The sequence below is a fragment of the Streptomyces sp. WMMB 714 genome (genome assembly GCF_900090125.1).
Taxonomy (GTDB): Bacteria; Actinomycetota; Actinomycetes; order Streptomycetales; family Streptomycetaceae; genus Streptomyces; species Streptomyces daqingensis.
Map to the genome: position 1 here is coordinate 171,347 of NZ_FMHJ01000001.1, position 21,449 is coordinate 192,795.

Annotated in this window: 19 protein-coding genes and 2 pseudogenes; 10 read left to right on the top strand and 11 right to left on the bottom strand. The window is 73.2% G+C overall.

Translation table 11 applies throughout. The annotated features are described in order from the left end of the window. Nucleotides 1-51: 51 nt before the first annotated feature. Nucleotides 52-2,682: an SAM-dependent methyltransferase gene (locus H181DRAFT_RS28210; protein WP_078895393.1), complete on the bottom strand. Its 2,631-nt coding sequence runs from the start codon at nt 2,680-2,682 to the stop codon at nt 52-54. A 411-nt stretch (nt 2,683-3,093) separates the two neighbouring features. Here H181DRAFT_RS28210 and H181DRAFT_RS00565 point away from each other — a divergent pair, with 411 nt between their 5' ends. After that, complete coding sequence (locus H181DRAFT_RS00565) at nt 3,094-3,987, top strand: oxygenase MpaB family protein (protein ID WP_045862148.1); 894 nt, start codon at nt 3,094-3,096, stop codon at nt 3,985-3,987. 68 nt (nt 3,988-4,055) lie between these two features. Here H181DRAFT_RS00565 and H181DRAFT_RS29705 read toward each other — a convergent pair. Both H181DRAFT_RS29705 and katG read right to left on the bottom strand, forming a co-directional pair. Continuing rightward, nucleotides 4,056-4,271, bottom strand: a pseudogene (locus H181DRAFT_RS29705) (MFS transporter); the annotation flags it as partial. Between the two features lie 296 nt (nt 4,272-4,567). After that, on the bottom strand, nt 4,568-6,799 hold the full coding sequence (katG, locus tag H181DRAFT_RS00575) for a catalase/peroxidase HPI (RefSeq protein WP_045862149.1): 2,232 nt from the start codon (nt 6,797-6,799) through the stop codon (nt 4,568-4,570). 569 nt (nt 6,800-7,368) lie between these two features. On the opposite strand from katG, the gene H181DRAFT_RS00580 reads away from it, so the two are divergent. The 5 genes from H181DRAFT_RS00580 (at nt 7,369) to H181DRAFT_RS00600 (ending at nt 10,951) form a co-directional block, all read left to right on the top strand. After that, nucleotides 7,369-7,731 carry a hypothetical protein gene (locus tag H181DRAFT_RS00580; protein WP_139131650.1) on the top strand — a complete coding sequence of 121 codons (363 nt, stop codon included), beginning with the start codon at nt 7,369-7,371 and terminating at the stop codon, nt 7,729-7,731. Nucleotides 7,732-8,032: 301 nt separating this feature from the next. Then, nucleotides 8,033-8,365, top strand: a complete 333-nt coding sequence (locus tag H181DRAFT_RS00585) for a hypothetical protein (protein WP_045862150.1) — start codon at nt 8,033-8,035, stop codon at nt 8,363-8,365. 5 nt (nt 8,366-8,370) lie between these two features. Continuing rightward, nucleotides 8,371-9,738 (top strand): hypothetical protein, encoded by a 1,368-nt coding sequence (locus H181DRAFT_RS00590; RefSeq protein ID WP_045862509.1) that lies wholly within the window; start codon nt 8,371-8,373, stop codon nt 9,736-9,738. Nucleotides 9,739-9,785: 47 nt separating this feature from the next. Continuing rightward, nucleotides 9,786-10,070 carry a hypothetical protein gene (locus H181DRAFT_RS00595; protein ID WP_139131651.1) on the top strand — a complete coding sequence of 95 codons (285 nt, stop codon included), beginning with the start codon at nt 9,786-9,788 and terminating at the stop codon, nt 10,068-10,070. A 215-nt stretch (nt 10,071-10,285) separates the two neighbouring features. Beyond that, nucleotides 10,286-10,951: a 3'-5' exonuclease gene (locus tag H181DRAFT_RS00600; protein WP_052708391.1), complete on the top strand. Its 666-nt coding sequence runs from the start codon at nt 10,286-10,288 to the stop codon at nt 10,949-10,951. 117 nt (nt 10,952-11,068) lie between these two features. Here the strand turns inward: H181DRAFT_RS00600 and H181DRAFT_RS00605 are convergent. Then, nucleotides 11,069-11,335: pseudogene (locus H181DRAFT_RS00605) on the bottom strand (helix-turn-helix domain-containing protein); the annotation flags it as partial. Nucleotides 11,336-11,540: 205 nt separating this feature from the next. Between H181DRAFT_RS00605 and H181DRAFT_RS00610 the strand changes: the two are divergent. After that, on the top strand, nt 11,541-11,993 hold the full coding sequence (locus tag H181DRAFT_RS00610; RefSeq protein WP_139131652.1) for a hypothetical protein: 453 nt from the start codon (nt 11,541-11,543) through the stop codon (nt 11,991-11,993). Nucleotides 11,994-12,141: 148 nt separating this feature from the next. Further along, complete coding sequence (locus H181DRAFT_RS00615; protein WP_045862153.1) at nt 12,142-12,627, top strand: peroxiredoxin; 486 nt, start codon at nt 12,142-12,144, stop codon at nt 12,625-12,627. A gap of 93 nt (nt 12,628-12,720) precedes the next feature. On the opposite strand, the gene H181DRAFT_RS00620 is transcribed toward H181DRAFT_RS00615, so the two are convergent. The 7 genes from H181DRAFT_RS00620 to H181DRAFT_RS00650 all read right to left on the bottom strand — a co-directional run bounded on the left by H181DRAFT_RS00620 (nt 12,721) and on the right by H181DRAFT_RS00650 (nt 20,148). After that, complete coding sequence (locus tag H181DRAFT_RS00620) at nt 12,721-13,125, bottom strand: ATP-binding protein (RefSeq protein WP_045862154.1); 405 nt, start codon at nt 13,123-13,125, stop codon at nt 12,721-12,723. A 260-nt stretch (nt 13,126-13,385) separates the two neighbouring features. Beyond that, nucleotides 13,386-13,733 (bottom strand): monovalent cation/H(+) antiporter subunit G, encoded by a 348-nt coding sequence (gene mnhG / locus H181DRAFT_RS00625; RefSeq protein ID WP_045862155.1) that lies wholly within the window; start codon nt 13,731-13,733, stop codon nt 13,386-13,388. Beyond that, nucleotides 13,730-14,095 (bottom strand): MrpF/PhaF family protein, encoded by a 366-nt coding sequence (locus H181DRAFT_RS00630; RefSeq protein WP_254666654.1) that lies wholly within the window; start codon nt 14,093-14,095, stop codon nt 13,730-13,732. Before H181DRAFT_RS00630 ends, mnhG begins: the two co-directional genes overlap by 4 nt. Continuing rightward, the gene (locus H181DRAFT_RS00635; protein WP_074467652.1) at nt 14,083-14,724 is read right to left on the bottom strand and encodes a Na+/H+ antiporter subunit E; all 642 of its coding nucleotides are present in this window, start codon (nt 14,722-14,724) and stop codon (nt 14,083-14,085) included. Before H181DRAFT_RS00635 ends, H181DRAFT_RS00630 begins: the two co-directional genes overlap by 13 nt. Next, nucleotides 14,721-16,451 (bottom strand): Na+/H+ antiporter subunit D, encoded by a 1,731-nt coding sequence (locus H181DRAFT_RS00640; protein ID WP_045862156.1) that lies wholly within the window; start codon nt 16,449-16,451, stop codon nt 14,721-14,723. The genes H181DRAFT_RS00635 and H181DRAFT_RS00640 overlap by 4 nt, the downstream gene beginning before the upstream one ends. Continuing rightward, nucleotides 16,448-17,062: a Na(+)/H(+) antiporter subunit C gene (locus tag H181DRAFT_RS00645; protein WP_045862157.1), complete on the bottom strand. Its 615-nt coding sequence runs from the start codon at nt 17,060-17,062 to the stop codon at nt 16,448-16,450. The genes H181DRAFT_RS00640 and H181DRAFT_RS00645 overlap by 4 nt, the downstream gene beginning before the upstream one ends. Continuing rightward, a complete protein-coding gene (locus tag H181DRAFT_RS00650) occupies nt 17,059-20,148 on the bottom strand; it encodes a Na+/H+ antiporter subunit A (RefSeq protein ID WP_074467653.1) in 3,090 nt (1,029 codons plus the stop codon). The genes H181DRAFT_RS00645 and H181DRAFT_RS00650 overlap by 4 nt, the downstream gene beginning before the upstream one ends. Nucleotides 20,149-20,427: 279 nt before the next feature. On the opposite strand from H181DRAFT_RS00650, the gene H181DRAFT_RS00655 reads away from it, so the two are divergent. Together H181DRAFT_RS00655 and H181DRAFT_RS00660 are read left to right on the top strand one after the other, a co-directional pair. Then, entirely contained in the window at nt 20,428-21,039 is a 612-nt protein-coding gene (locus H181DRAFT_RS00655) for a hypothetical protein (RefSeq protein WP_052708393.1), read from the top strand. A 120-nt stretch (nt 21,040-21,159) separates the two neighbouring features. Continuing rightward, entirely contained in the window at nt 21,160-21,354 is a 195-nt protein-coding gene (locus H181DRAFT_RS00660) for a hypothetical protein (RefSeq protein WP_045862158.1), read from the top strand. Nucleotides 21,355-21,449 lie beyond the last annotated feature (95 nt).

Here is a 21,449-nt window from a genome sequence, read left to right on the forward strand (position 1 = left end):
GTACACCGGTCGATATCCGGGCCGGCCCGGGGCGGAGCGCGCTGCGAGCCGCTACTTCACGCGGGCGACGCCCCCGTAGCAGTTGACCTCGTCGGCCGGCGGCGGCACGCCCGCGCCGGGCAGCGGACGCCAGTCCGGGAGGGAGACGACCCCGGGGTCCAGCAGCTCCATGCCCGCGAACAGCGCCTCGATCTCCTCGTGCGTGCGGATGACCAGCGGACTGACCGTGGAGCTGTAGTACGCCTGCACGCTGCCGATGAGGTTCCAGGCGTAGTCGGCGGTCATCGAGGTGAGGGTGACGTAGCTGCCGGGGGCGACGAACCGCCGCACGTCGCGGATGAGCTTTCCGGCCTCGTCGTCGTCCAGGAAGTGGACGAGGGCGTTGACGCTGACGGCGACGGGCTCGTCCAGGTCGAGGACGTCGCGCAGCCCGGGCGAGGAGAACAGAGCGCGCGTGTCGAGGACGTCGGCCTCGATGTACGCGGTCCGGCCACGGGCGGTGCTGCGCAGCAGGGCCGCGGCGTGGGCGAGGACGATCGGGTCGTGGTCGACGTAGACGACGCGGGCGCCGGGCGCGGCCCCCTGCGCGATCTCGTGGAGATTCGGGGAGGTGGGGATGCCCGACCCCAGGTCGAGGAACTGGCGGATGCCCATCTCGGCGGTGAGGGTGCGGATGGACCGCTGCATGAAGAGCCGGTTCTCCCGTACCGCCGTGGTGGTGTGCGGGTTGATCGCGAGGATCCGCTCGGCGGCCTCCCGGTCGGCGGGCCAGTTGCAGTTCCCGCCGAGGAGGTAGTCGTAGACCCGGGCGACATGCGGTCGGCCGGTGTCCACCTCGGATACGTCCACCGTGCGCTCCCCTCCCCCGGCCGGCCCGCTCACATGCCGGTCCTCCATCGCCGGGACATCTCCCATCATGACGTCTCCGGTGATGCAGAGCGCCAGCGCCGTCTCGGACGCGGGCCCCGGGTACCGCGTCAGCTCCTGCTGCGTCGCGGTGACCGCCCGGCCCAGCCGCCGGTACGCGGCGCGGGGAGTGATGCCCAGCGCGGCGGCTGCCGCGTCCTTGTCCATGTCGGCGGCGACCCAGGCGGCGAGCGTCTCCCGGAGGCCCGGCGTCAGGCCGTCCAGGCGTTCGTCCGCCCAGGCGCGGGCCCCCGGGTGGTCCAGGACCTGGCGGAGGGTGACAGTGCGGTCGAGCACCGGCGGGGGCGGCAGGGCGGCCAGGCGCACCGCGAGATACAGCGCGCTCTGCTGCCAGCGCTGCCGCGGGTCCAGGCCCGTGAGCGCGGCGAGGCGGTCCAGCCGCTGTGCGAGGGTCTGCCGGTGCCAGCCGACGAGCCGCGCGGCCTCGGTGGGCCCCCACCACAGCGTCTCCCCGGCGAGGTGCAGCAGGTCCTCCCGCTCCTGGTCGGGCAGGTCCCGCAACGGCTGCATCACCAGCGCCGCCCAGATGCGCGCGTCCAGTCCCAGCCGCTCCTCCAGGGGTGCTCTCCCGTCGTGGACCCGCAGCCGCGGCGGCCCGTCCCGGGCGAGGGCGAGCGCGGCGGCCGCCTCCTGGTAGCCGGCCGCCGCCCGGAGCCACGGCGTGGTGCGGCAGACCCCGGCGGCCCGGCGCGGCGTGCGGTCGACGAGCGGCAGCAGCCACTCCTCCAGCGGGCCGTTGCCGGTGTGGAGGGCGACGACCTGCCGCTCGTCCCCCGGTGACGGCACGGCGACGGCCTGCCCGGCCAGCGTCCGCTCGACGTCCGCCGCCAGGCTCCGGCGGTCCTCGCCCTCCGCGGCCTCCAGGAGCGCGATGCGGCCGGTGCCCGCCGCGACCAGGGCGGGCACCGCCGCGTCCAGCAGCGGCTCGGCGCTGGGGAGGTCGCCCGCCATCAGGTACTGCATCCCCACGGACCGCGCCGCCTCCGCGGCGGCCACGGACCGCCGCTCCCGTTCGCGGACGTCCTCGCCCCACAGGGCGGCGCCCGCGGCCCCGGCCGCCTGTTCCAGAAGCTGCAGCTCCTCCGGTTCCCACGGCCGGGCCCGGTAGGCGAGCAGCACGGCGTGCGGTGCCCGGGCCCCGATCCGGAAGGCGAGGGCGTCCTCGCCGGCGACCCGCATCCGCGACGGCCCGCCCGAGGCGCCCGCCACGAGCTCGCGCACCGCCCGGCGTGCTCCCTCGTCGTCGATGCTCGCGTCCGCTCCCGGCCGCAGCAGCCTGACCCGCGCCGACAGGCGCCGCGCGCACCAGCCCGCGAGCGCGTCCACGCCGCCGGGGTCCTCCAGCATCCGCTGGAGGAGGGACATCAGGTCACCGGTCTGCTGCGACCGCCGCCGCGCCTCCCGGGCCTCGGCGGCGTGGGCGGCGGCGAGCCGCTCCAGCAGGCGGCCCCACACGTCCCGGGCCGTGCCACCGGCTTCCGGCCGCGGGAGGAGCACCGGCACCGCTGCCGCCTCGACGCTGCGCTCGGCCGCCTCTCCGTCGCCGACCACGACGAGCCCCGCGAAACCGTCCGCCGCGGCCTCCACCGCGTCCGGCAGCCACTGCGCCGCAGGGGCCACCAGCAGCACGTCACCGCCGGCGGCCCGTACCGTCTCCGCGCACTCGGCCAGCTCGACGCGCTCGACCGGCCGCGCCCCGCCGGCCGGTGGGCCCGCCGGGCGCAGGAGGGGTGCCGCGAGGTCGCCGAGTCTCATCGCGTGTCCCCGGTGCGGGAGGGACGCCTGCCGCGGCGGCTCCGGCACCGCACGGGTGCGGCATCACGGCGGGACGGGGAGCGGGGGGCCGCGTCTGGAAGGGGCGGGCGGCGACGGCCGCCGGGTACGGGGAGGCTGCCGCGGGCGGGCGGCCTGGCCATGCGGCTGTCCGGCGCGGCGGTGGCGGATGTGGGGGCACCCCTCGTCAAGGCCCCCCGGAAGCCCCCGCGACGTGCGCGTTTCACCTGGTCAAGTCTATCGAAGGATGCTTCTCGCCTCCCGCCCGGAACGTGGCCCGGCCGTCGCCGGGGCGCCCTACGCCCGGCCGGGGCGCGGGCATGCGCCTGCGGAGGACCGGGCCGCCCGGCGTATGCCCCGTCCGTACGGCACCGAGGCGCGGACAATGGAGGGATGGGGTGGCGGATACCAGGAGTGGCGACGGCGCGGGAGCGCCTGGGCAGCAGTCTGTTCGAGCGGGTCGCGGGCCCGGCCGGGATCGAGAACCGGTCCAGGATCCACGGGACGCCCGGACCCCGGTGGTTCGGCGAGGACCGGCCTGTCCGCACGGTGCACGGTGACGCCTCGATGTTCATCGGAGGGCTGAGCGCCCTCCTGCTCCAGTCGCTCCATCCGCTGGCCATGAGCGCGGTCGCCGCGCACTCGGGATACAAGGGCGACCCGTGGGGCCGGCTCCAGCGGACCAGCACCTTCCTGGCGATGACGACGTACGGCGCCGCGGACGACGCCCAGCGCGCCGTCGATCACGTCAGGGGCGTGCACCAACGCGTGCGGGGGCGTACGGCAGCAGGTGAGGCGTACCATGCCGCCGACCCGCATCTGCTCGCCTGGGTGCACGTCGCCGAGGTCGACAGCTTCATGCGGGCCCACCAGCGCTACGGGGCGGAGCCGCTGACGCCTGCCGGGTACGACGGCTACGTGGCCGACACCGCACGCGTCGGCAGCGCGCTGGGCGTCCTCGATCCGCCGCGCGACCGCCGGGAGCTGGCCGAGCGGATCGCCGCGTACCGGCCCGAGCTGCGTGCCACGCCGGAGGCCGCCGACGCCGCCCGGTTCCTGCTGCTGCGCCCGCCGCTGCCCCTAGCGGCGCGCCTGCCCTACGCCGTGCTCGCCGCCAACGCCGTCGCCCTGCTGCCCCCGTGGGCCCGGGAGCCTCTGCACCTGCCCCGTCTGCCGGTGCTGGAGAGGACGGGTGTGCGCTGGGCCGGGTCCGGGCTGACGTCCACGATCCGGTGGGCGATGGCCCACCGTCCGGCCGCCGCGTCCAGCGAGCGCGGTGCCGCCTGACCCGGGCCGCTGCTGACGGCGGACTTCCCGGTGACGCGGTGCCTGCCCGGCTCGGTCACCGGCGAGCCCGAGAGCAGGTGGCTGACGGCGTCGGCTGTCACGGTCACCACGGGGCCGAACCATCCGACCGCCGCGCCGCCGAGGGGCGGCCCCAGCATCGTCGCGCTCCAACTCGTGGCCTCGAACCGTCCGTTGGCGGTGAGCAGGTCCTGCGGCGGCAGGAGCGCCTTGAGATACGCGCCGCCCGCGGCGTTGAAGGCGATGCCCGCCGCGGCGCAGACGACTCGACGGCCGCGTTCCGGATCGGGATCCGGGTCCGGGTCTGGGTCCGGATCCCGATCCCCGGGCGTCAAAGCGTCCGGCGTCGGCGCGAGCAAACCGGCGACCCGGCGAACCGGCGCGGGACAACTCCCCACCGCCCGGCTCGCGTCGACGGACCGGCGCACCGAGGCGTGAGGCCGGCGGTGCCGGAGAACGGCGTCGCCCCCGGCGGCGCCTCTCGGGCCGCCGGGGGCGACGTCGGACTGTGCGGCCGGAGCCGTCCAGGAGCGTCCGGGGCCGGCCCCGGACGCTCCGTGCGTCAGGCCAGGTCGAACCGGTCGAGGTTCATGACCTTGTCCCAGGCGGCGACGAAGTCCTGGACGAACTTCCCGCCCGCGTCGTCGCACGCGTAGACCTCGGCGAGCGCGCGGAGTTCGGAGTTCGAGCCGAAGAGCAGGTCGACGCGGCTCCCGGTCCACTTGACCTCGCCGGTGGCGGTGTCACGGCCCTCGTAGGTCTCCGCCGTCTCGGACGTCGGCGCCCACTGCGTGCCCATGTCGAGCAGGTTGACGAAGAAGTCGTTGGTCAGCCTGCCGGGCGTCTCCGTCAGCACGCCGAGCGACGACTTGTCGTAGTTCGCGCCGAGGACGCGCAGGCCGCCGACGAGCACCGTCATCTCGGGCGCGCTCAGGGTGAGCAGGTTCGCCCTGTCTATGAGCAGGTACTCGGCCGGGAGCCGGTTGCCCTTGCCCAGGTAGTTGCGGAAGCCCTCCGCGGTCGGTTCGAGCGCTTCGAAGGACTCGACGTCCGTCTGCTCGGCAGAAGCGTCCGTGCGTCCGGGCGTGAAGGGCACCTCGACGTCGTAGCCGGCCTCCTTGGCGGCCTTCTCGACGCCGGCGCAGCCACCCAGCACGACGACGTCGGCGAGCGACACCCGCTTGCCGCCGCTCTGGGAGGAGTTGAATGCCTCCTGCACGGCCTCCAGCTTCGCCAGGACCGATGCGAGCTGGTCGGGGTTGTTGGCCTCCCAGCGGTTCTGCGGCTCCAGGCGGATGCGTGCGCCGTTGGCGCCGCCCCGCATGTCGCTGCCACGGAACGAGGAGGCCGCGGCCCAGGCGGTGGAGACCAGTTCGGCGACCGACAGTCCGGAGGCGAGGATGCGCTCCTTGAGCGCGGTCACGTCCGCCGGGCCGACGAGTTCGTGGTCCACGGCGGGGAGGGGGTCCTGCCAGATCAACGTCTCGCTCGGCACCTCGGGGCCCAGGTAGCGGTTGATCGGCCCCATGTCGCGGTGGGTCAGCTTGAACCACGCACGGGCGAACGCGTCCGCGAACTCGTCGGGGTTCTCGAGGAAGCGGCGCGAGATCGGCTCGTAGACCGGGTCCATGCGCAGAGCGAGGTCGGTCGTGAGCATCGTCGGGGCGTGGCTCTTCGACGAGTCGTGGGCGTCCGGGACGGTTCCCGCTCCCGCGCCGTTCTTCGGCTGCCACTGGTTGGCACCGGCGGGGCTCGTCGTCAGCTCCCACTCGTAGCCGAAGAGGATCTCGAAGAAGCTGTTGTCCCACGTGATCGGCGTGTTGGTCCAGATGCCCTCGAGACCGCTGGTGATCGCGTCACCGGCGCTGCCGGTGCCGTGCGAGCCCTTCCAGCCCAGGCCCTGCAACTCCAGCGGGGCGGCCTCGGGCTCGGGGCCGAGGTGGCTGTCGGGGGCGGCGCCGTGGGTCTTGCCGAAGGTGTGGCCGCCGGCGATCAGCGCGACGGTCTCCTCGTCGTTCATCGCCATGCGGCGGAACGTCTCACGGATGTCGCGGGCCGCGGCGATCGGGTCGGGATTGCCGTTGGGGCCCTCCGGGTTGACGTAGATGAGGCCCATCTGGACAGCGGCGAGGGGAGCCTCCAGCTCACGGTTGCCGCTGTAGCGCTCGTCGCCGAGCCACGTGGACTCGGGGCCCCAGTAGACGTCCTCGTCGGGCTCCCAGACGTCCTCGCGGCCGCCGGCGAAGCCGAACGTCTTCAGGCCCATCGACTCCAGGGCGACGTTCCCGGCGAGGATCATCAGGTCCGCCCAGGAGAGCTGCTGGCCGTACTTCTTCTTCACGGGCCACAGCAGCCGGCGGGCCTTGTCCAGGTTCCCGTTGTCCGGCCAGCTGTTCAGCGGCGCGAACCGCTGCTGCCCGGCGCCCGCGCCACCGCGGCCGTCGCTGATGCGGTAGGTGCCCGCGCTGTGCCAGGCCATACGGATCATGAACGGGCCGTAGTGGCCGAAGTCGGCGGGCCACCAGTCCTTGGAGTCGGTGAGCAGCTCCGCGATGTCCCGCTTCACGGCGGGCAGGTCGAGGCTCTTGAACGCCTTCGCGTAGTCGAAGTCCTCGCTCATCGGGTTGGCGACGGGGGTGTTCTTGGCGAGGATCTTCAGGTTGAGCCGGTTCGGCCACCAGCCGCGGTTCCCGCCCCCCTGGGTCGGGTGAGGAGCGCGACCGTGCGCGACCGGGCAGCCACCTCCACTCTCCGTGCTCGCCTCTCCGACGACGGCATCATGGTTCTCAGACACGGAAATCCTCCACACAGATCAGGGGTTGATCGCAAAGCTAATTAGGGCGAAGCACCGGGCACAAGCCCCCCACAGACGATCACAAGCTCGTCGCAGGCGGGATGCGGCCGCCGGACGAACCGGGACGGCCGCGGCAGGCCCGCGGCAGCGGCCGCCGGCCCGCCCCGGATCCGGCTCGGCCTCACTGCTCCACAGACGCGCGAGGACCCGCAAGCGTTCCGGTCCCCCCGTCACGCCTCCGCCGCCCCGCGTTGCCGGGGCGCGGCCCAAGTGGCAGCAAGAAAGCGGTGATTCCCGGTGAAAACCGACGAGTCAGACAAACCGCCGGAGACTCCTGAGCTCTCAGGCAGCCCTCCCGCCCCCGCCGGCTCCGCACACGAGCGGTACGGATCGGTCGCCTGCCCGCACGGGAGCTGACTGCTCGGCTGACGGAGCGCTGACGGGAGACCGAGGCGTACTTCATCCCGCACCGCCCCGCTGCGAGACTGAGCGCGGCCGCCCCGCCGAGCGAGGGCGGCCTCGTTCAGGTTGCACCCTCTCCATTCTCCTTGAGACGAAAAGGGATGACAGTGACCAAGTTACTGCGACGGGTTCTGGCGGTTACGGCCTCGGTTGCGGCGCTGCTCGCCGGAACGGCGCTGGCCGGGCCCGCCTCGGCCGCGCCGATGTCCGCGAACGCCGCCTCCACCGAGCGGGCGGCGTGTGCCGCCGGCCACCTGTGCGTGTGGGAGGGCAGCGTGCTGCACGAGTTCTCCGAGTGCGGGCTGTTCGACTTCCACGGGCAGGGCACCGGAACGGTCGAGAACAACATGGCGGCCGGCACGACGGCGAAGTTCTACGACGGGACCGGCACCACCCGCTGGATGATCCCCGCGGGCTCGACGGGCACCGTGGACCTGGACATCGTCTTCTTCGTCCGCCCCTGCTTCTGAGCGGTCCCGCCTCCCGGAAGCCCCCGCTCCCCCTGGTGACATGGCGTGGACGTGGTCGTCACGATCCGGCTCCCGGTCCCCTCGGGAGCGGGGCACCGGCATGGTGCGGCCGAGGCGGACCGGCATCAACTCCCGTGCCGATACTGGGCGTTGACGCTGGAGCCCGACGGCGGTCCGCCACCGAGGGCCGTCGAAGGCCCTGCGCCAGGCGGGCACCGCCCCCTCCCCGGGCCCGCCGTCGCCACCGCCGCACGCGTTGCCTACTCTTGCCGTCTACCTGAACCGACGGGGGAGTTGGCACATGGGTGAGGGCTTCAGTGCGGTACCGGAGTCGATCGACGGCAGCGCGCATCTGCTGCTGGAGATCGCCGGTCTTCTCGAACAGGGCAGCCTCGACGGGGACGTCGGCACCATGGCTCGTGTGCCGCGCTCGCACGAGGACGTGTCCGCCGCCGTACTGGACTTCGCCCGCTTCGCCGACGACCAGGGCCAGGACCTCGCCGCGCTGCTCACCGCCCTCTCCACGCTGCTCAAGGCCACGGGCCACAACTACACGGCCGTGGAGAGCAGCACCGCCGCCGCGCTGAAGGACTTCGTCGACTCGTCCGTGTACGTCGCGCCCGAGGGGAAGTGATCGCGGTGACCTACTACGCCGACGTCGAGTTCCTCGAGAACTGCGATCCGAAGCTGATCGAGCGCAACGCGGCCGAGTACAAGCGCATGCGCGACCTGCTGGACTCCCTCGAACCCTCCGTCGGGCGGGCGCAGTCCGTGGAGTGGACGAGCGACGCGCGCGCCTCCTACGAGGAGCGGCTCAAGGACGTCCGGGGCCTCGCCAAGGGGCTCATGGACGGCTACGAGGCCGCGTGGAAGGCGCTGCTGAAGTACGCCGACGCCGTCGAGGAGGCCCGGAAGAAGCTCCGGCAGGGCGGCGACGCACAGGACCGCCTCGCGGAGGTGATCACCCGCGAGGCCACGCCGATCACGCGTACGGCGCAGGACGCCGAGCCGATGCGCCGCTGGGAGGACCTGCGGTCCACGACCGGCGTGCTCGACTGGTTCGCCGAACTGGGCGTGGACGCCGACGCCGTCAGGGAGGACGCCGACCGCTACTACGGCCAGGCCGACGACGCGTTCAGCGCCGCCCTGCGCGCCGAACGGGGCCCGCGCGCGGAGTGCGTCGCCGCCCTCAAGCGCGCCAAGGGGCTGATACCCGACTTCCGCACCGCGAACAAGGACGCGGCGGACCTCCTCTCCAGGGTCCGGGCACTGTCGTCGGAGAAGGCGGAGTCCGCGGGCGACCCGCTGACGCGCCTGCCCGGCAGCACCGGGGAGAAGGGGAGCCTGCCCACGGTCGGCGACGAGAAGGTCTCGCCGCTGCTGCAGGACCTCCGGGACAACCGCAAGGGCATACCCGACGTCGACAGCATGTGGCTGACCGACGCCTCCGGCGGCAAGGAGGAGTGGATCGCCACGAACAAGGACGCCATCGAGGAAGCGGCGCGGGCGTACGGCCTGCCGCCGGACATGATGGCGGGCATCGCCTGGATGGAGGTCGGCGGAAAGCCCTACGTCGCCGACGACTTGACCGAATGGGCCCGGCACGCCGCCGAGTCGGAGTGGAGCCCGCTCACTCCCGAAAACCTCCCCGGGCCTCTCGGAGGGGACCGCGACAACACCTCGTTCGGGCCGATGGCCGTACAGGTCCGCCGTGCCGCCGAGGTACTGGGGTACGACCCGGCGAACCTCACCGAGGACCAGCGGGACGAGTTGACGGCCTCGCTGAAGGACCCCAGCCAGAACATGCTGATCTCCGCGAAGTACATGGCGGACCTCAAGGCGCAGAGCTCCTTCGCCGACGTACCGGCCGACGAGATGACACCCGCCCAGTACCGCGAGCTGGCCGCCCGCTACAACGGCGGCCCGTACTGGGAGAGCGGCGACGCCCAGGGCTACGCCGAAAGGTTCGAGCAGAACCGCGAACAGGTCGGTCGGGCGCTGAGGTGACCGTGCGGGAGGAAGCCCGGCCGGGACGGGGCCGCAGAGTCGGGTCCGTGCTCTGCACGCTCGTGCTGGTCGCGTCCGAACTCGCTGCCGCGTTCTGGCTCTTCGTGGCGTTCTGGATGTCGCCGCGGGACGAACACGACCGGGAGGCGCTGGACGGCGCGGGCCTCGGCGCGCTGTTCACCATGGGCTTCGCGGTTCCGGCGCTGCTGCTGACGATCGTGCCCGTCAAGCTGGGGTGGCTGCGGCGGCTCTGGTTCGCGCCGCCTGCCGTCATGGTGGCGCTCGCGGCCGTCCGCTACGGGTATCTCGTCCACGTCTACGACCCCTGGTGACGGCTCCCGGCCGACCGGGCCGGTGACTCGGCTTCCACTGCCGTCGGCACCGTCCGGACGACGCCGTACACCGCCTGCGCACGGCGCACTTCGGCGACTGGCACCGCGCGAGACTGGTGCGCCTGCCGGGCGGTGCGGCACGGATCGTGTCCCATAGGGGGACACCGTCGGCCGCCAACTCGCCCCGGCCTGCCGACCGATGAGGGGAGCCAGGAGTGCCGCCGCCGATCGCTGACGACCCCGACTTCCGCGAAGTGCACTTCCTCGTCGTCGACTTCGAAGCCACCACTCCCACCGGCCACCCGCCCGAACCCGTGGAGGTGGCCGCGCTGGGCCTCCGCCACCGCGAACGGTCCGGGCCGCAGCCGAGCGGATTCCGGTGGGAGGCGCTGATGCGGCCGCCCTCCCGCGCACCGCTCACCCCGCGCGTCACCGCACACACCGGCATCCGTCCCGAGCAGCTCGCCGGAGAGCCGCCCGCAGAGGTCGTGCTGCGCCGCCTCGACGACGAACTCCCGTCCGGCCGGGCGGTGCTGGTGGCGCACAGCGCGCCGGTGGAGGCGGGCATCGTCCACCGCTACCGCGCTTCCTGTCCGCGCCTTGCGCGCCTGCCCGTGCTCGACACGATCCGGATGGCGAAGGGCGCGCTTCCCGGCCTGCCCTCGTACGGGCTGGACGCGCTCCTCGATCACACCGCGCTGCCGCGTCCCTCCCGGAGGCACCGGGCCATGCCCGACGTCGAAGCCACCGCGCGGCTCTTCCAGTTGCTGCTGGCGGAACTGGCCCGTGCGGGGAAGGTGCGCAGCCTCACCGAACTGGTCGCCCGGTTCGCGCTCCCGGCCGAGGCGGCCCGCCCCCGGCAGCTCACCCTGGACGAGTAGCGAGACGCCCGGCACCGCCACGGGCGGCTCCGGCCGCGCGCGTTCTCACGTACCGCCGCGCGTCGCCGAGTTCGTGGTCGCCCGCGACGGCTGGGACGGCGGCGGGGCCGTCGGCTCCGCCGCTTCCGGCGCCGGGTAGCGGGCGGCCAGCCCCTCCAGGAGCCGCAGGTACGCGGCGCGTTGGGGCGGCCGCGGCTCGCTGCGGCCGCTCTCCCAGTCGGCGACGGTCTCCCTGCGCTTCAACTGCAGGGCCGCCGCGACCTGTTGCTGGCTCAGACCTGCCGCGCGGCGCAGCCGCGCACGTTCGGCGGGAGGGGGCAGCTCGGCGCCCGCCTGCTCCAGCAGCGCGTCGACGGCCGCGAACAACTCCTCTTGACCGGCCACCCTTTCGACCTCCTCCACCCGCGAGACCACACGCAGCGTGATCCGGAACGTACACCGAGCGTACTTGATACGTACGGGCAACGATCCTCGGCGAACGAGCTGGTCAACCGGTGCGCAGAGCACGTCCGTTCCGGTCAGAAAATGCGCGGGGTACGTGCCGTCTCCGTCGTCCACCTGCCCTGACAGCGGTGTCAGCGGGATACTCGTGCGTAACAGTCAACACGGCCGCGACGGCGAATGGCTGTACGGGCAGGGGGGCGTGGGGAGTTCGGCTCCGCGCGTCGGCCCGTACGGCCGGACAAGGGCTCTCATGGGGACGGCGACGATTCAGGTACGCGTGCTCGCCGTTGCGGGAACGCGCGTGTGGGTGGCGGCCAGCGGCACCCTGTGCGTCCCGACGCTGCGGACGATGCACTACAGCCTGTGCGCACGCATCGTGGACGAACGGACGCAGTTCTACCTGGACTTGAACCAGGTGCGCCGTGAGGACGCCCTCTCCCCCGCCGAACTGCCGCGGCTGCTTCCCGCCGGCGGACGGCTGCGCTTCCACATCGTCGGAGCCGAGCCCGCCACCGCGGCCGCGCTCAAGACCGACCCCCGGTGCCGCGCCTACCCGGACGTCGCCTCCGCGTGGGAGAACTGGTCACGGCAGCCGTGAGCCCCGTACCGTCCCTACCGGCGGGCGCCCCGGACGCGCGACGCCGATCCCCACGGCCGCCACGGCGTCGTGGGCACGCGAGACCGACCACCGCCACGGCGCCCTGTCCCGGGCTGCCGTTCCGTACCGACGATCCTGGAGCCGCCCTGTGGCCGCGAGCCCTCGAACCGGTCAGCCCGCCCCTGACTTCGCCCTCCCGGGCGGCGTCCTGAAGGACGGAGAGTTCGAGCACGGCGAGTACGCGCTCTCCTCCCGGCGCGGAGTGCCGGTGGTCCTCGCCTTCTACCCCGGCGACGACACCACCGTGTGCACCAAGCAGCTCTGCTCGTACTCCTCGGGGCTGGAGCAGTTCGAGGGGTGGGACGCCGAGGTGTGGGCCATCAGCCCGCAGGACCTGGCGAGTCACGCCTCGTTCGCCGCGAAGCACGGGCTGCGCATGCCGCTTCTGGCGGACACCGGGCGGGAGGTGGCGCGGGCGTTCGGGGTCGCGGCGCCCGGAATCGGCCTGCGCCGTGCGGTCTTCCTCATCGGACCGGACGGGACGGTGCGCTGGAAGCATGTCGCGCTGCTCGGTGCGACGTACCAGCCGGTGGAGACGCTCACGCGGCATCTCGCGCAGCTGCGCGACCGCTGAGACCGCTGAGACCGCTGAGACCGCTGAGTTTACGGCCCGGCTCTCGTCGGACGCGGCGTCCGGGCCGCCGCCGGCCGGAGGCCAAAGGGCGTGTCAGGCCGCGTCCAGCACGGCGCACACCGTCTTGCCTCCGCCCGGCGCGGCGCTCACCTTCAACTGCCGTGCCAGGCACTGCACCAGGGCGACGCCGCGCCCGCTCTCCCCGTCGGCGGCCGGCGGACGGACCTTGGGAATCCGGGAGCCCTCGTCGCGTACCTCGACGGTCACCTGGCCGTCCGCGCTGCTGAGCCGCAGCCTGCACCGGCCGCGGCCGTGCCGTGTCGCGTTGGTGACGAGCTCGGAGACGACGAGGTTCGCCTCGTCCACGTGCCTCGCGGCCTCGGGGGGCGTGCGGGAGCCGTTCAGGAAGCCCGTCGTCAGCCGCCTCGCCCACCGGGCGGACACCGCCTTGCGCGGCAGGGTGTACTCGACGCGTGCGGTGCGCCTGCTGGCCCGCATGTCGTCCACTCCTCTCGTACCGGCACCGGGGAGGCTCCCGGGCTCCATGACTGGTGTCCCGCCGGCCGCCGGCTTGTCGTACGGAATGCGATCCCGGGAGTCTTCTTCCCAGGCCCTCTTCCGGCATTCGCCCGAACTGCCCCGAGACGCACCCGCCACGGGAACTCCACAAACCGGTCGTATTCCCTGCGAATCAGCTGTGCGGGCGGGGCGGGCCGGGGAGCGTTGCGTCGGACCGCGGACGGGGCGCCGGAAGTGCGTCAGAGTCTCCTGGAGACCTGTCCGAACTCGTCCACGACGAGACGCTCGCGGTCGAGCTTCTCGGAGCGGTAGGCGGCCCGGCCCACCATGTGCGCCGCCACCGGGACGGTCACGAGCTGGAACAGACCGACGAGGACGATCGTCCCCATGTCGGCACCGCTGCGCAGGCGCAGTCCCGCGCCGAGCAGCACCAGCAGCAGCCCGAACGTCTGGGGCTTGGTGCCTGCGTGCATGCGCGACAGCACGTCCGGGAGCCGCAGCAGTCCGATGCCGGCCAGCAGGCACAGCACCGCACCGAGCAGCATGCACACGGCAGATGCCGCATCGGCGGCGTCCGACCACTTCATCCGGCACTCCCCTGTTCGTCGCCGCCCGGCTCCGGCCGGCGTCCGTTCTCGTTCCGTCCTTCGGCGTGGGGGCTCTCGCCCTCGTCCGCGTCGTCGGTGCCCGCCTCGTCCCGCAGCGCGAGGAAGCGGGCGATGCTCACCGAGCCCGTGAAGCCGAGGAAGGAGAGCACGAGCAGCGCGGGCAGGTAGAAGGGGATCTGCCGTACCGCCGTCAGCACGCCGATCCCGGCCATCACCACAGCGACCAGCGCGTCGAGGGCGACAGCGCGGTCCAGCATCGAGGGGCCCCGGACGAGGCGGATCGTCACCAGCACGCCGGACGCCAGCAGCAGGCCCACCACCAGGCTCATCAGCGTCTCCAAGGCCCGCCTCCCTTCCGGAAGTTGCCCGGTCCGCCCGCCCCGAGGGCCTCGACGTCCGCGCGGGTGCCGAACGCCCCGACGACGCGGGCCTCCAGCCGCAGCACCTCGTAACGCGCCCGCTCCCGCTCGGACTTCTCGCCCGCACCCACCACATGCACGAACAGCGTCCCCGAAGCACGGTGCACGTCCAGGACGTTGCTGCCGGGGACCGCGGAGACCGCGATGGACGTCGCCGTCAGCATCAGGTCGCTCGGGCAGCGCAGACGTACGGCCAGCACCGCGCACAGCGGAGGGCGGAGCCCGAGGATGTACCTGTTGAGCCGCCAGCTGGAGACGACCATGTCCAGCAGGAAGCGGAGGCTGAAGCGGAGGATGCCCGCCGGGCGCAGCCGTACCTGGGTCTCGATGGGCGGCAGGGGGAAGACGACGCACACGACGACGCCGACGAGGGCGCCCGTGAGGGCGTTCGCGGCGGTCGGCGTCCCCCACAGCAGCATCCACATCAGCGTCAGGCCGAGCACCATGGGCCACTGCGCGGCCCGCAGACGGCCGCGGTGCCGGCGCCTCGTGCCGCCCTGCGGGCTCACACGTCCCGTGTGGCCTTCGCCGCCGGGCCGGGGTTCGCTCATCTGCCGGTCACCGCCTCGACGTAGGGCGTGCGGGCCGTCAGCTCGTCGGCCACGCGTTCGGTCAGGCTCGTGAGCGGCCCGGCCAGCACCGTGAAGGCCAGGCCGAAGGAGACCATCGCGATCGTCGGCCCGAGCATCGTCGCCGGCGGCTCGCCGGTGGTGATGGCCCGCCCGCCGAACGTGGCGGCCTCGGTCCTGCCGGAGAGGACCTGGACGTCCACGGGCCCGCCCGGGGCGCTGCCCGGTTCAGCGGACGTGCCGTAGGCGCCCGCCGCCGCGGCGCCGGCCGTGCCGGTCCCCTCCCGCTCTTCGGTGTCGTCGCTCTCGTCGCTCTCCACGATGTCGAGGACGACGCCCAGTACGTACAGCTCCGGTGGCGCGGCCCTCCAGAAGGCCAGGTTCCACGCCTTGGCGAGCGCGTACAGCGTGAGCAGGCTGGTGGCCGTGGCGGCCGCGATCACTACGGTGACGAGAGCGCCGCCGTGCAGGAAGCCCGCGCGCAGAAGCGCCAGTTTGCCGAGGAACCCGGAGAGCGGCGGGACGCCCGCCAGGTTCATGGCCGGGATGAAGAAGACCAGGCCGAGCACCGGGGAGAGCTTCGCGATCCCGCCCAGCCGCTGCATGTCGGTGGTCACGCCCCGGCGTTCGACGAGGCCGACGACGAGGAAGAGCGTGGTCTGGACGGTGATGTGGTGCGCCACGTAGAAGACGGCTCCGGCGAACCCCGGCCGGGACGCCAGCGCGATACCGAAGACCATGAAGCCGATGTGGCTGATGAGCGTGAACGACAGCAGCCGCTTCAGGTCGGTCTGGGCGACCGCGCCGAGGATGCCCACGACGAGCGACAGCAGGGCGAGGACGAGCAGCGCGTCGTCCAGCCGGCCGTCGGGGAAGAGCAGGGTCTGGGTGCGCAGCATCGCGTAGATGCCGACCTTGGTCAGCAGCCCGGCGAACACGGCCGTGACCGGAGCGGGAGCGGTGGGGTACGAGTCGGGCAGCCAGGCGGCGAGCGGAAAGACCGCGGCCTTGATGCAGAAGACGGTCAGCAGCGAGATCTGCGCCATCAGGCTGACGCCGTCGGGCAGCCGGTCGAGCCGTCCGGCGAGCTGGGCCATGGTGACGGTCCCCGTCGCCGCGTAGACGACGGCGATGGCGGCGAGGAAGAGCACGGACGACAGCAGCGAGACGATCGCGTACGTCGCCCCCGCCCGGATGCGGGTGACGGTCCCGCCGAGGGTCAGCAGCACGTAGCTGGCGGTCAGCATGATCTCGAAGCCGACGTAGAGGTTGAAGAGGTCGCCGGCGAGAAAGGTGTCGGAGACGCCGGCGACCAGGACGAGGTAGGAGGGGTGGTAGATGGACAGCGGAGTGGCTTCGTCGTTGTCGGCCATGCCCTGCCCGATGGAGTAGAGCAGCACGCACAGCGTCACGGCCGAGGAGATCACCAGCATCAGCGCGGAGAGCCTGTCGGCGACGAGCACGATGCCGACGGGCGGCTTCCAGCCCCCGGCGTACATCACCTGCGGCCCGTGGCGGTCGGCGTCGATGAGCAGCACCAGCGCGACCGCGAGGACGGCGGCGAGCACGACGGAGCTGATCACACGCTGGGTGCGCTGGAGGCGTACGCCGATGGCGAGTTTCAGTCCGGCGGCGAGCAGCGGGAGGATCACCGGGAGGGGGACCAGCGCGGACGACGTGGACGCCGCTTCGGCCGTCGCGGCGATCACCGGTCGGCCCCCAGGATCGTCTCCCACTCGTCGTCCTCGTCGGTGCCCGCCTCGGCCTGCGCGCCGCGTACCCGGTCGGCGCGCAACTCGGCGCGCGCTCTGCGGCGCGCCTCCCGGTACTGGGCGCGGTCGCGCCGCAGGTGCTGGAGGAGACCGCCGCCCGGCGGCACTTCGGCGGCGCGGGCCTCCTCGCGGCTCCTGGCGCGCTGAGCGCGGTAGACCGTGCGCAGACGCTCCCGCTCCTCCGCGTAGTCGGCACGCTGCGCGACGCGGAGGTCCTCCACGTCGTCCTGGACGTCGTCGGTTCCGGACAGCTGCCACGCCCGGTAGGCGACCGTGGAGAGGAACGCCGTCAGCGCCAGGCTGATGACGATGGCCGTGAGGACGAACGCCTGCGGCAACGGGTCCGCCATCCTGCTCGGTTCGATGCCGGGGTAGAGCAGCGGCGAGCGTCCGGCCGCTCCCGAGGTGGCCAGCAGCAGGAGGTTGACGCCGTTGCCGAGGACGACCGCGCCGAGGACGATCCGGGTGAGCGGCCGGCTCAGCAGCAGGATCGTGCCCACGGCGACGAGCCCGCCGCCCGCGACGACCAGTGCCAGCGTCTCGTTCATGCCCCGCCCTCCCCTGCCGGGCGGGGGCCGCCCTCCCCGCCGCCCGCGGCTTCCCCGCCGCCGGTACGCAGCCCGCTCCGGGACTCGTTCCGCAGGTCCCTCTCCACCCGCCGGTCGATGCCGGAGCCCAGACTCCGCAGTACGTCCAGGACCACGCCGAGCACGAGCAGGTAGACGCCAGCGTCGAAGAGCACCGGGCTCGCGGCGTGGTAGTCGCCGATGACCGGCAGACTGCCGTGGTACACCGCCGACTTCAGGACCGACCCCTTCGCGATGAGCCCCGCCAGCCCGGTGAGCGTCATCGTCAGCAGGCCGAGACCCAGCAGGAAACCGGCGTCCACGGGCGCGGCCGCCGCGAGTTCGTGCCGTCCGCCCGCGAGGTAGCGCACCGCGAGCGCCAGGCCGGCCACGAGTCCGGCGGTGAACCCTCCCCCCGGCAGGTTCTCGGCGCAGAACAGCAGGTAGAGCGAGAGCACCACGATGGGGTGGAAGACGAGGCGGGCCACCACCTCGAAGATCACGGAGCGCCGCTCCGGGTCGAGTGTGCCGGAGGCGGTGAGCCACGTGCGGCGAGGGATGGCGCCGACCGCCGACGGATAGGCGACGCCCTCGGGCCCCAGCACGGACCCGGCACGTCTGCGGCCGGTCTCCCCTCCGCCGCGCTGCGCGGGCGACCCGGCGGCGGGGCGGCCCGGCCCGCCGGGGGGCCGGACCGCGGCCGCGGCGGTCTCGGCGGGGACGGCGCTGCCCGGACGGCGCCGCAGATAGACGAGGCTCGTGACACCGACGACGGCGACCGCGAGGACCGCGGACTCCCCCAGGGTGTCCCAGGAGCGCAGGTCGACAAGGGTGTTGGGGACGATGTTCTTCAGGCCGTGCTCCGCGGTGGCCACTGTCAGGCCGGGCCCCGCGGGAGGGTCCACGCGGGCTGCTCCGGCGACGTACGTCAGCACGGCGGCGAAGCCCCCCGCGGCGAGACCCGTCACCACCTGGGTGATGCGCCGCGGGGTGCTGGTGCGCCGCTGGCTGGGGAAGCGGGCCGGAAGGCGCCTGAGCACCAGCACGAACACCACGAGGGAGACCGTCTCCACCGCGAACTGGGTGAGGGCCACGTCCGGGGCGCCGTGCAGTACGTACAGCACGGCGGTGCCGTAGCCGGTGACCCCCGCCAGCACGACGGCCTTCATGCGGTGGCGGGAGATCAGGCACAGCACGGCGACCACGCAGATGATCAGCACGACCCCGAGCTGGGGCACGGAGTCGTACCAGCGGATCGTCCCCACGTGCCTCCACGGCGGATCGACGATCATGGCGGTGCTCTGGGCCGCGATCAGGAAGGCGAGGGCGGTGCCGAGGTAGACGGGCAGCGACCCGCGCTGCACGGCGCCGGTGACCTCCAGGGACCCGCGCTCCAGGGACCACAGGGACCGGGCGAAGACCTGCGCCCCTTCCACGATGGCCATGCGTTCCGCGAACCGCCCGAGGGGGTTCATGGTGAGGAAGAGCAGCGCGCCGACGGCCCAGGTCAGCAGCGAGAGCCATAGCGCCGCCCCGAACCCGTGCCACAGGGAGAGGGTGAACTCACCGTCGTCCGCGGGGAGTTCGTCGGCGTACAGGGAGAGCAGCCGGTCCAGCAGGGAGACCCCTGGGCCGAGGACGAGTCCCGCGAGGGAGCACAGCGCGGGCGGCAGGAGGAGGAACGGTCCGCTCGCACCGCGCAGCGGCGTGGCGATGGGCGAGGCCTGCTTCGCCACGCCCGCCTTCTCCTCGGCGCCGGGAAGGGCCGGTGCGGGCTTCGTGGCGAAGGCGCCCCACAGGAACCGCAGGGTGTAGGCGGCCGTCAGCGCGGACCCGGCCGCCACCGCCCCGCTCAGCCACGGCGCGGCGCCGCCGCCCTCCAGGAGCGAGGTGAAGGCGGCCTCCTTCGCGGCGAAGCCGATCAGCGGCGGGATCCCGGCCATGGACGCCCCCGCGAGCACGGCGACCGCGCACACTCCGGGCATGGAGCGCCCCAGTCCGGAGAGCCGGTCGAGGTGGCGTGTGCCGGTGGCGTGGTCGATGATGCCGACGACGAGGAAGAGCGGCGCCTTGAACAGGGCGTGCGCGAGCAGCAGTGCGGCCCCGGCCAGTGCGGCGTCCCGGGTCCCCCTGCCGAACAGGAGCATGAGCAGGCCGAGTTGGCTGACCGTCCCGTAGGCCAGGAGCCGTTTGAGGTCGGTCTCGCGCAGCGCGCGCCAGCCGCCGAGCAGCATCGTCGACGCCCCGAGGACCAGGACGGTCACGCGCCACGGCGCGGCGTCGGCGTACGCCGGGGCGAACCTTCCCACCAGGTAGACGCCGGCCTTGACCATGGCGGCGGCGTGCAGGTACGCCGAGACGGGCGTCGGTGCGGCCATCGCCCCGGGGAGCCAGAAGGTGAAGGGCCACACCGCCGACTTCGACAGCGCGCCGGCGAGGACCAGCAGCAGCGCCGCCACGACGCTTCCCGACGCCTCCGGGGGGCGCTCCAGCAGGCCGGAGACGCTGAACGTGCCCGCTTCCCTGCCCAGGATCAGGAACCCCAGAAGCATCGCAAGACCGCCGAGGGTGGTGACCATCAGCGACTGCAGCGCGGCGAGCCGGTTGGGGCGGCGCTCGGGGACGTGGCCGATCAGCAGGAAGGAGAAGACCGTCGTCAGCTCCCACAGGACGTAGAGCACGATCAGGTCGTCGGCGAGCACCAGGCCGAGCATCGCCCCCGCGAACGCCGTGAGCGTCCCGGCGAACTGTCCCAGCCCGAACTCCGCCCAGCTGAAGTAGCCGGCGCAGTAGACCAGTACGAGCGCCCCGACGGCCCCGACGACGAGCACCATGAGCAGCGCCAGCGCATCGCAGCGGAAGGCGAGTTCGACCCCCAGCTCCTCCATCCACCGCCATCGCTGCACGAGTACGCCGCCGTCCGCGACCTCCGCGTAGTGCGCGAACGCCCAGCCTGCCGCCGCGGCCGGAACGAGGGCCAGGACGAAGAACGCGCGCGACCCCAGCCACCGCACGAGCAGCGGCGCACAGCACGCCCCGGCGAAGTGGAGGAGGATCAGCGACAGCACAGCGCGATGATCGCACGCCGAATCCGGCATTCCTCGCAAAAGGGAAGCTCTCCCGGCGGGACGGCGCGCTGCACCGGAACCCTGTCACCGGCCGGTCCGGAGGCCCGCCGCCGCGGGCGGTGGGGCCAGCACCACCGTCCGCCTCCCGCTGCCCCCATCGACCCCGCCGCCCGTCCCGCACGACACTGACGGTCCGGGCGCCGCGGGGGTGCGGCGGCGACCGGCACCGGTTCGCGGAACATCCGCGAGGGGCGACGACCACGACAGGGGGACAGTCGGATGCGCGAGCGCGGCACCGCTCAGACCTCACCCCGCACCGGTCACGGCACGGAGCGGGGCGCTCAGGGCGCGTCCCGCCCCGTCCGGCACGGCCGCCTCACCCGCGCCGGTCGTCTCGCCGTACGTTCCGCGCTCGGATTCCCCCTCGCGCTCGCCGCCGTGCCGATGGCGCTGCTCGGCAGCAGCGAGCGGGCGGCGAGCGCCCAGCGGACGGTGCTGCGCCGCTGGGGACCGGGTGAGCTGCCCGCACCGCGCGGCGGGACGGGAGCTGCGCGGACACTCCGTCACAGCGCCGCGGTGGCGCTGCCCTCGGCTGCCTGCTTCGGACTCGTCGCACTGTCGGCGGTGGTCGTCTTCTCCGGCTACCTGTACGGCTTCCGCCCCGACGCCTCCTACGGCGCCTTCGGGCACCCCTTCACCCCCGACCACGCCTTCGACCGCGCGTGGGGTGGTCCGACGCTCGCCGGGGCGTGGGCCGTCCACGCGCTGGCCGCGTTCGGGATCCAGCTCGTATGCCTGCTCGCCGCCGGGTTCCTGACGAGGCTGCAGGACCGGGCCTCCGAGAGGCTGCTGGGCCGGCGCGAGGACAGCGGCACCGGGTCCGCGCACTGACACTCGCCGCCGGACGCCGACGGGCCCGCGGTGAATCACCCGGTTGCCCGTTTCCCAGCCTGTGCACTTTCTGTGAACCTGAAGGAACTCAGGGTGATGTCCCCTACATCAGGAGTCCCCATGATTCTCAGCATCTCCGGCGTCCTCCTGCTCGGCTTCATCATTTTCCTCTTCACCCGCAAGGACGGCCTGAAGTTCTCGCACGCGCTGGTCTGCGCGCTGTTCGGCTTCTACCTGGCGGGCACCGCCATCGCACCGAGCATCAAGGCGGGCGGCGCGAGCCTGGCCGGGCTGCTCGGCGGCATCAAGTTCTGAAACGGCGACGGCGGACGCCTCGCCGCCATCCGGCCGCAGAGGTCCGCTTCTCTCAGGAGGTTCCGTGGCGCGTTGGCCGCTCCCCCGGCCGCGAC

Excerpts from the sequence above, each read along its gene's own strand:
- H181DRAFT_RS00565 (WP_045862148.1), top strand. The coding sequence starts at position 3,094 with ATGGGGTGGCGGATACCAGGAGTGGCGACGGCGCGGGAGCGCCTGGGC.
- H181DRAFT_RS00655 (WP_052708393.1), top strand. The coding sequence starts at position 20,428 with ATGCGCGAGCGCGGCACCGCTCAGACCTCACCCCGCACCGGTCACGGC.
- H181DRAFT_RS00660 (WP_045862158.1), top strand. The coding sequence starts at position 21,160 with ATGATTCTCAGCATCTCCGGCGTCCTCCTGCTCGGCTTCATCATTTTC.
- H181DRAFT_RS00635 (WP_074467652.1), bottom strand. The coding sequence starts at position 14,724 with ATGAGCGAACCCCGGCCCGGCGGCGAAGGCCACACGGGACGTGTGAGC.
- H181DRAFT_RS28210 (WP_078895393.1), bottom strand. The coding sequence starts at position 2,682 with ATGAGACTCGGCGACCTCGCGGCACCCCTCCTGCGCCCGGCGGGCCCA.
- H181DRAFT_RS00620 (WP_045862154.1), bottom strand. The coding sequence starts at position 13,125 with ATGCGGGCCAGCAGGCGCACCGCACGCGTCGAGTACACCCTGCCGCGC.
- H181DRAFT_RS00645 (WP_045862157.1), bottom strand. The coding sequence starts at position 17,062 with ATGAACGAGACGCTGGCACTGGTCGTCGCGGGCGGCGGGCTCGTCGCC.
- H181DRAFT_RS00585 (WP_045862150.1), top strand. The coding sequence starts at position 8,033 with ATGGGTGAGGGCTTCAGTGCGGTACCGGAGTCGATCGACGGCAGCGCG.
- mnhG (WP_045862155.1), bottom strand. The coding sequence starts at position 13,733 with ATGAAGTGGTCGGACGCCGCCGATGCGGCATCTGCCGTGTGCATGCTG.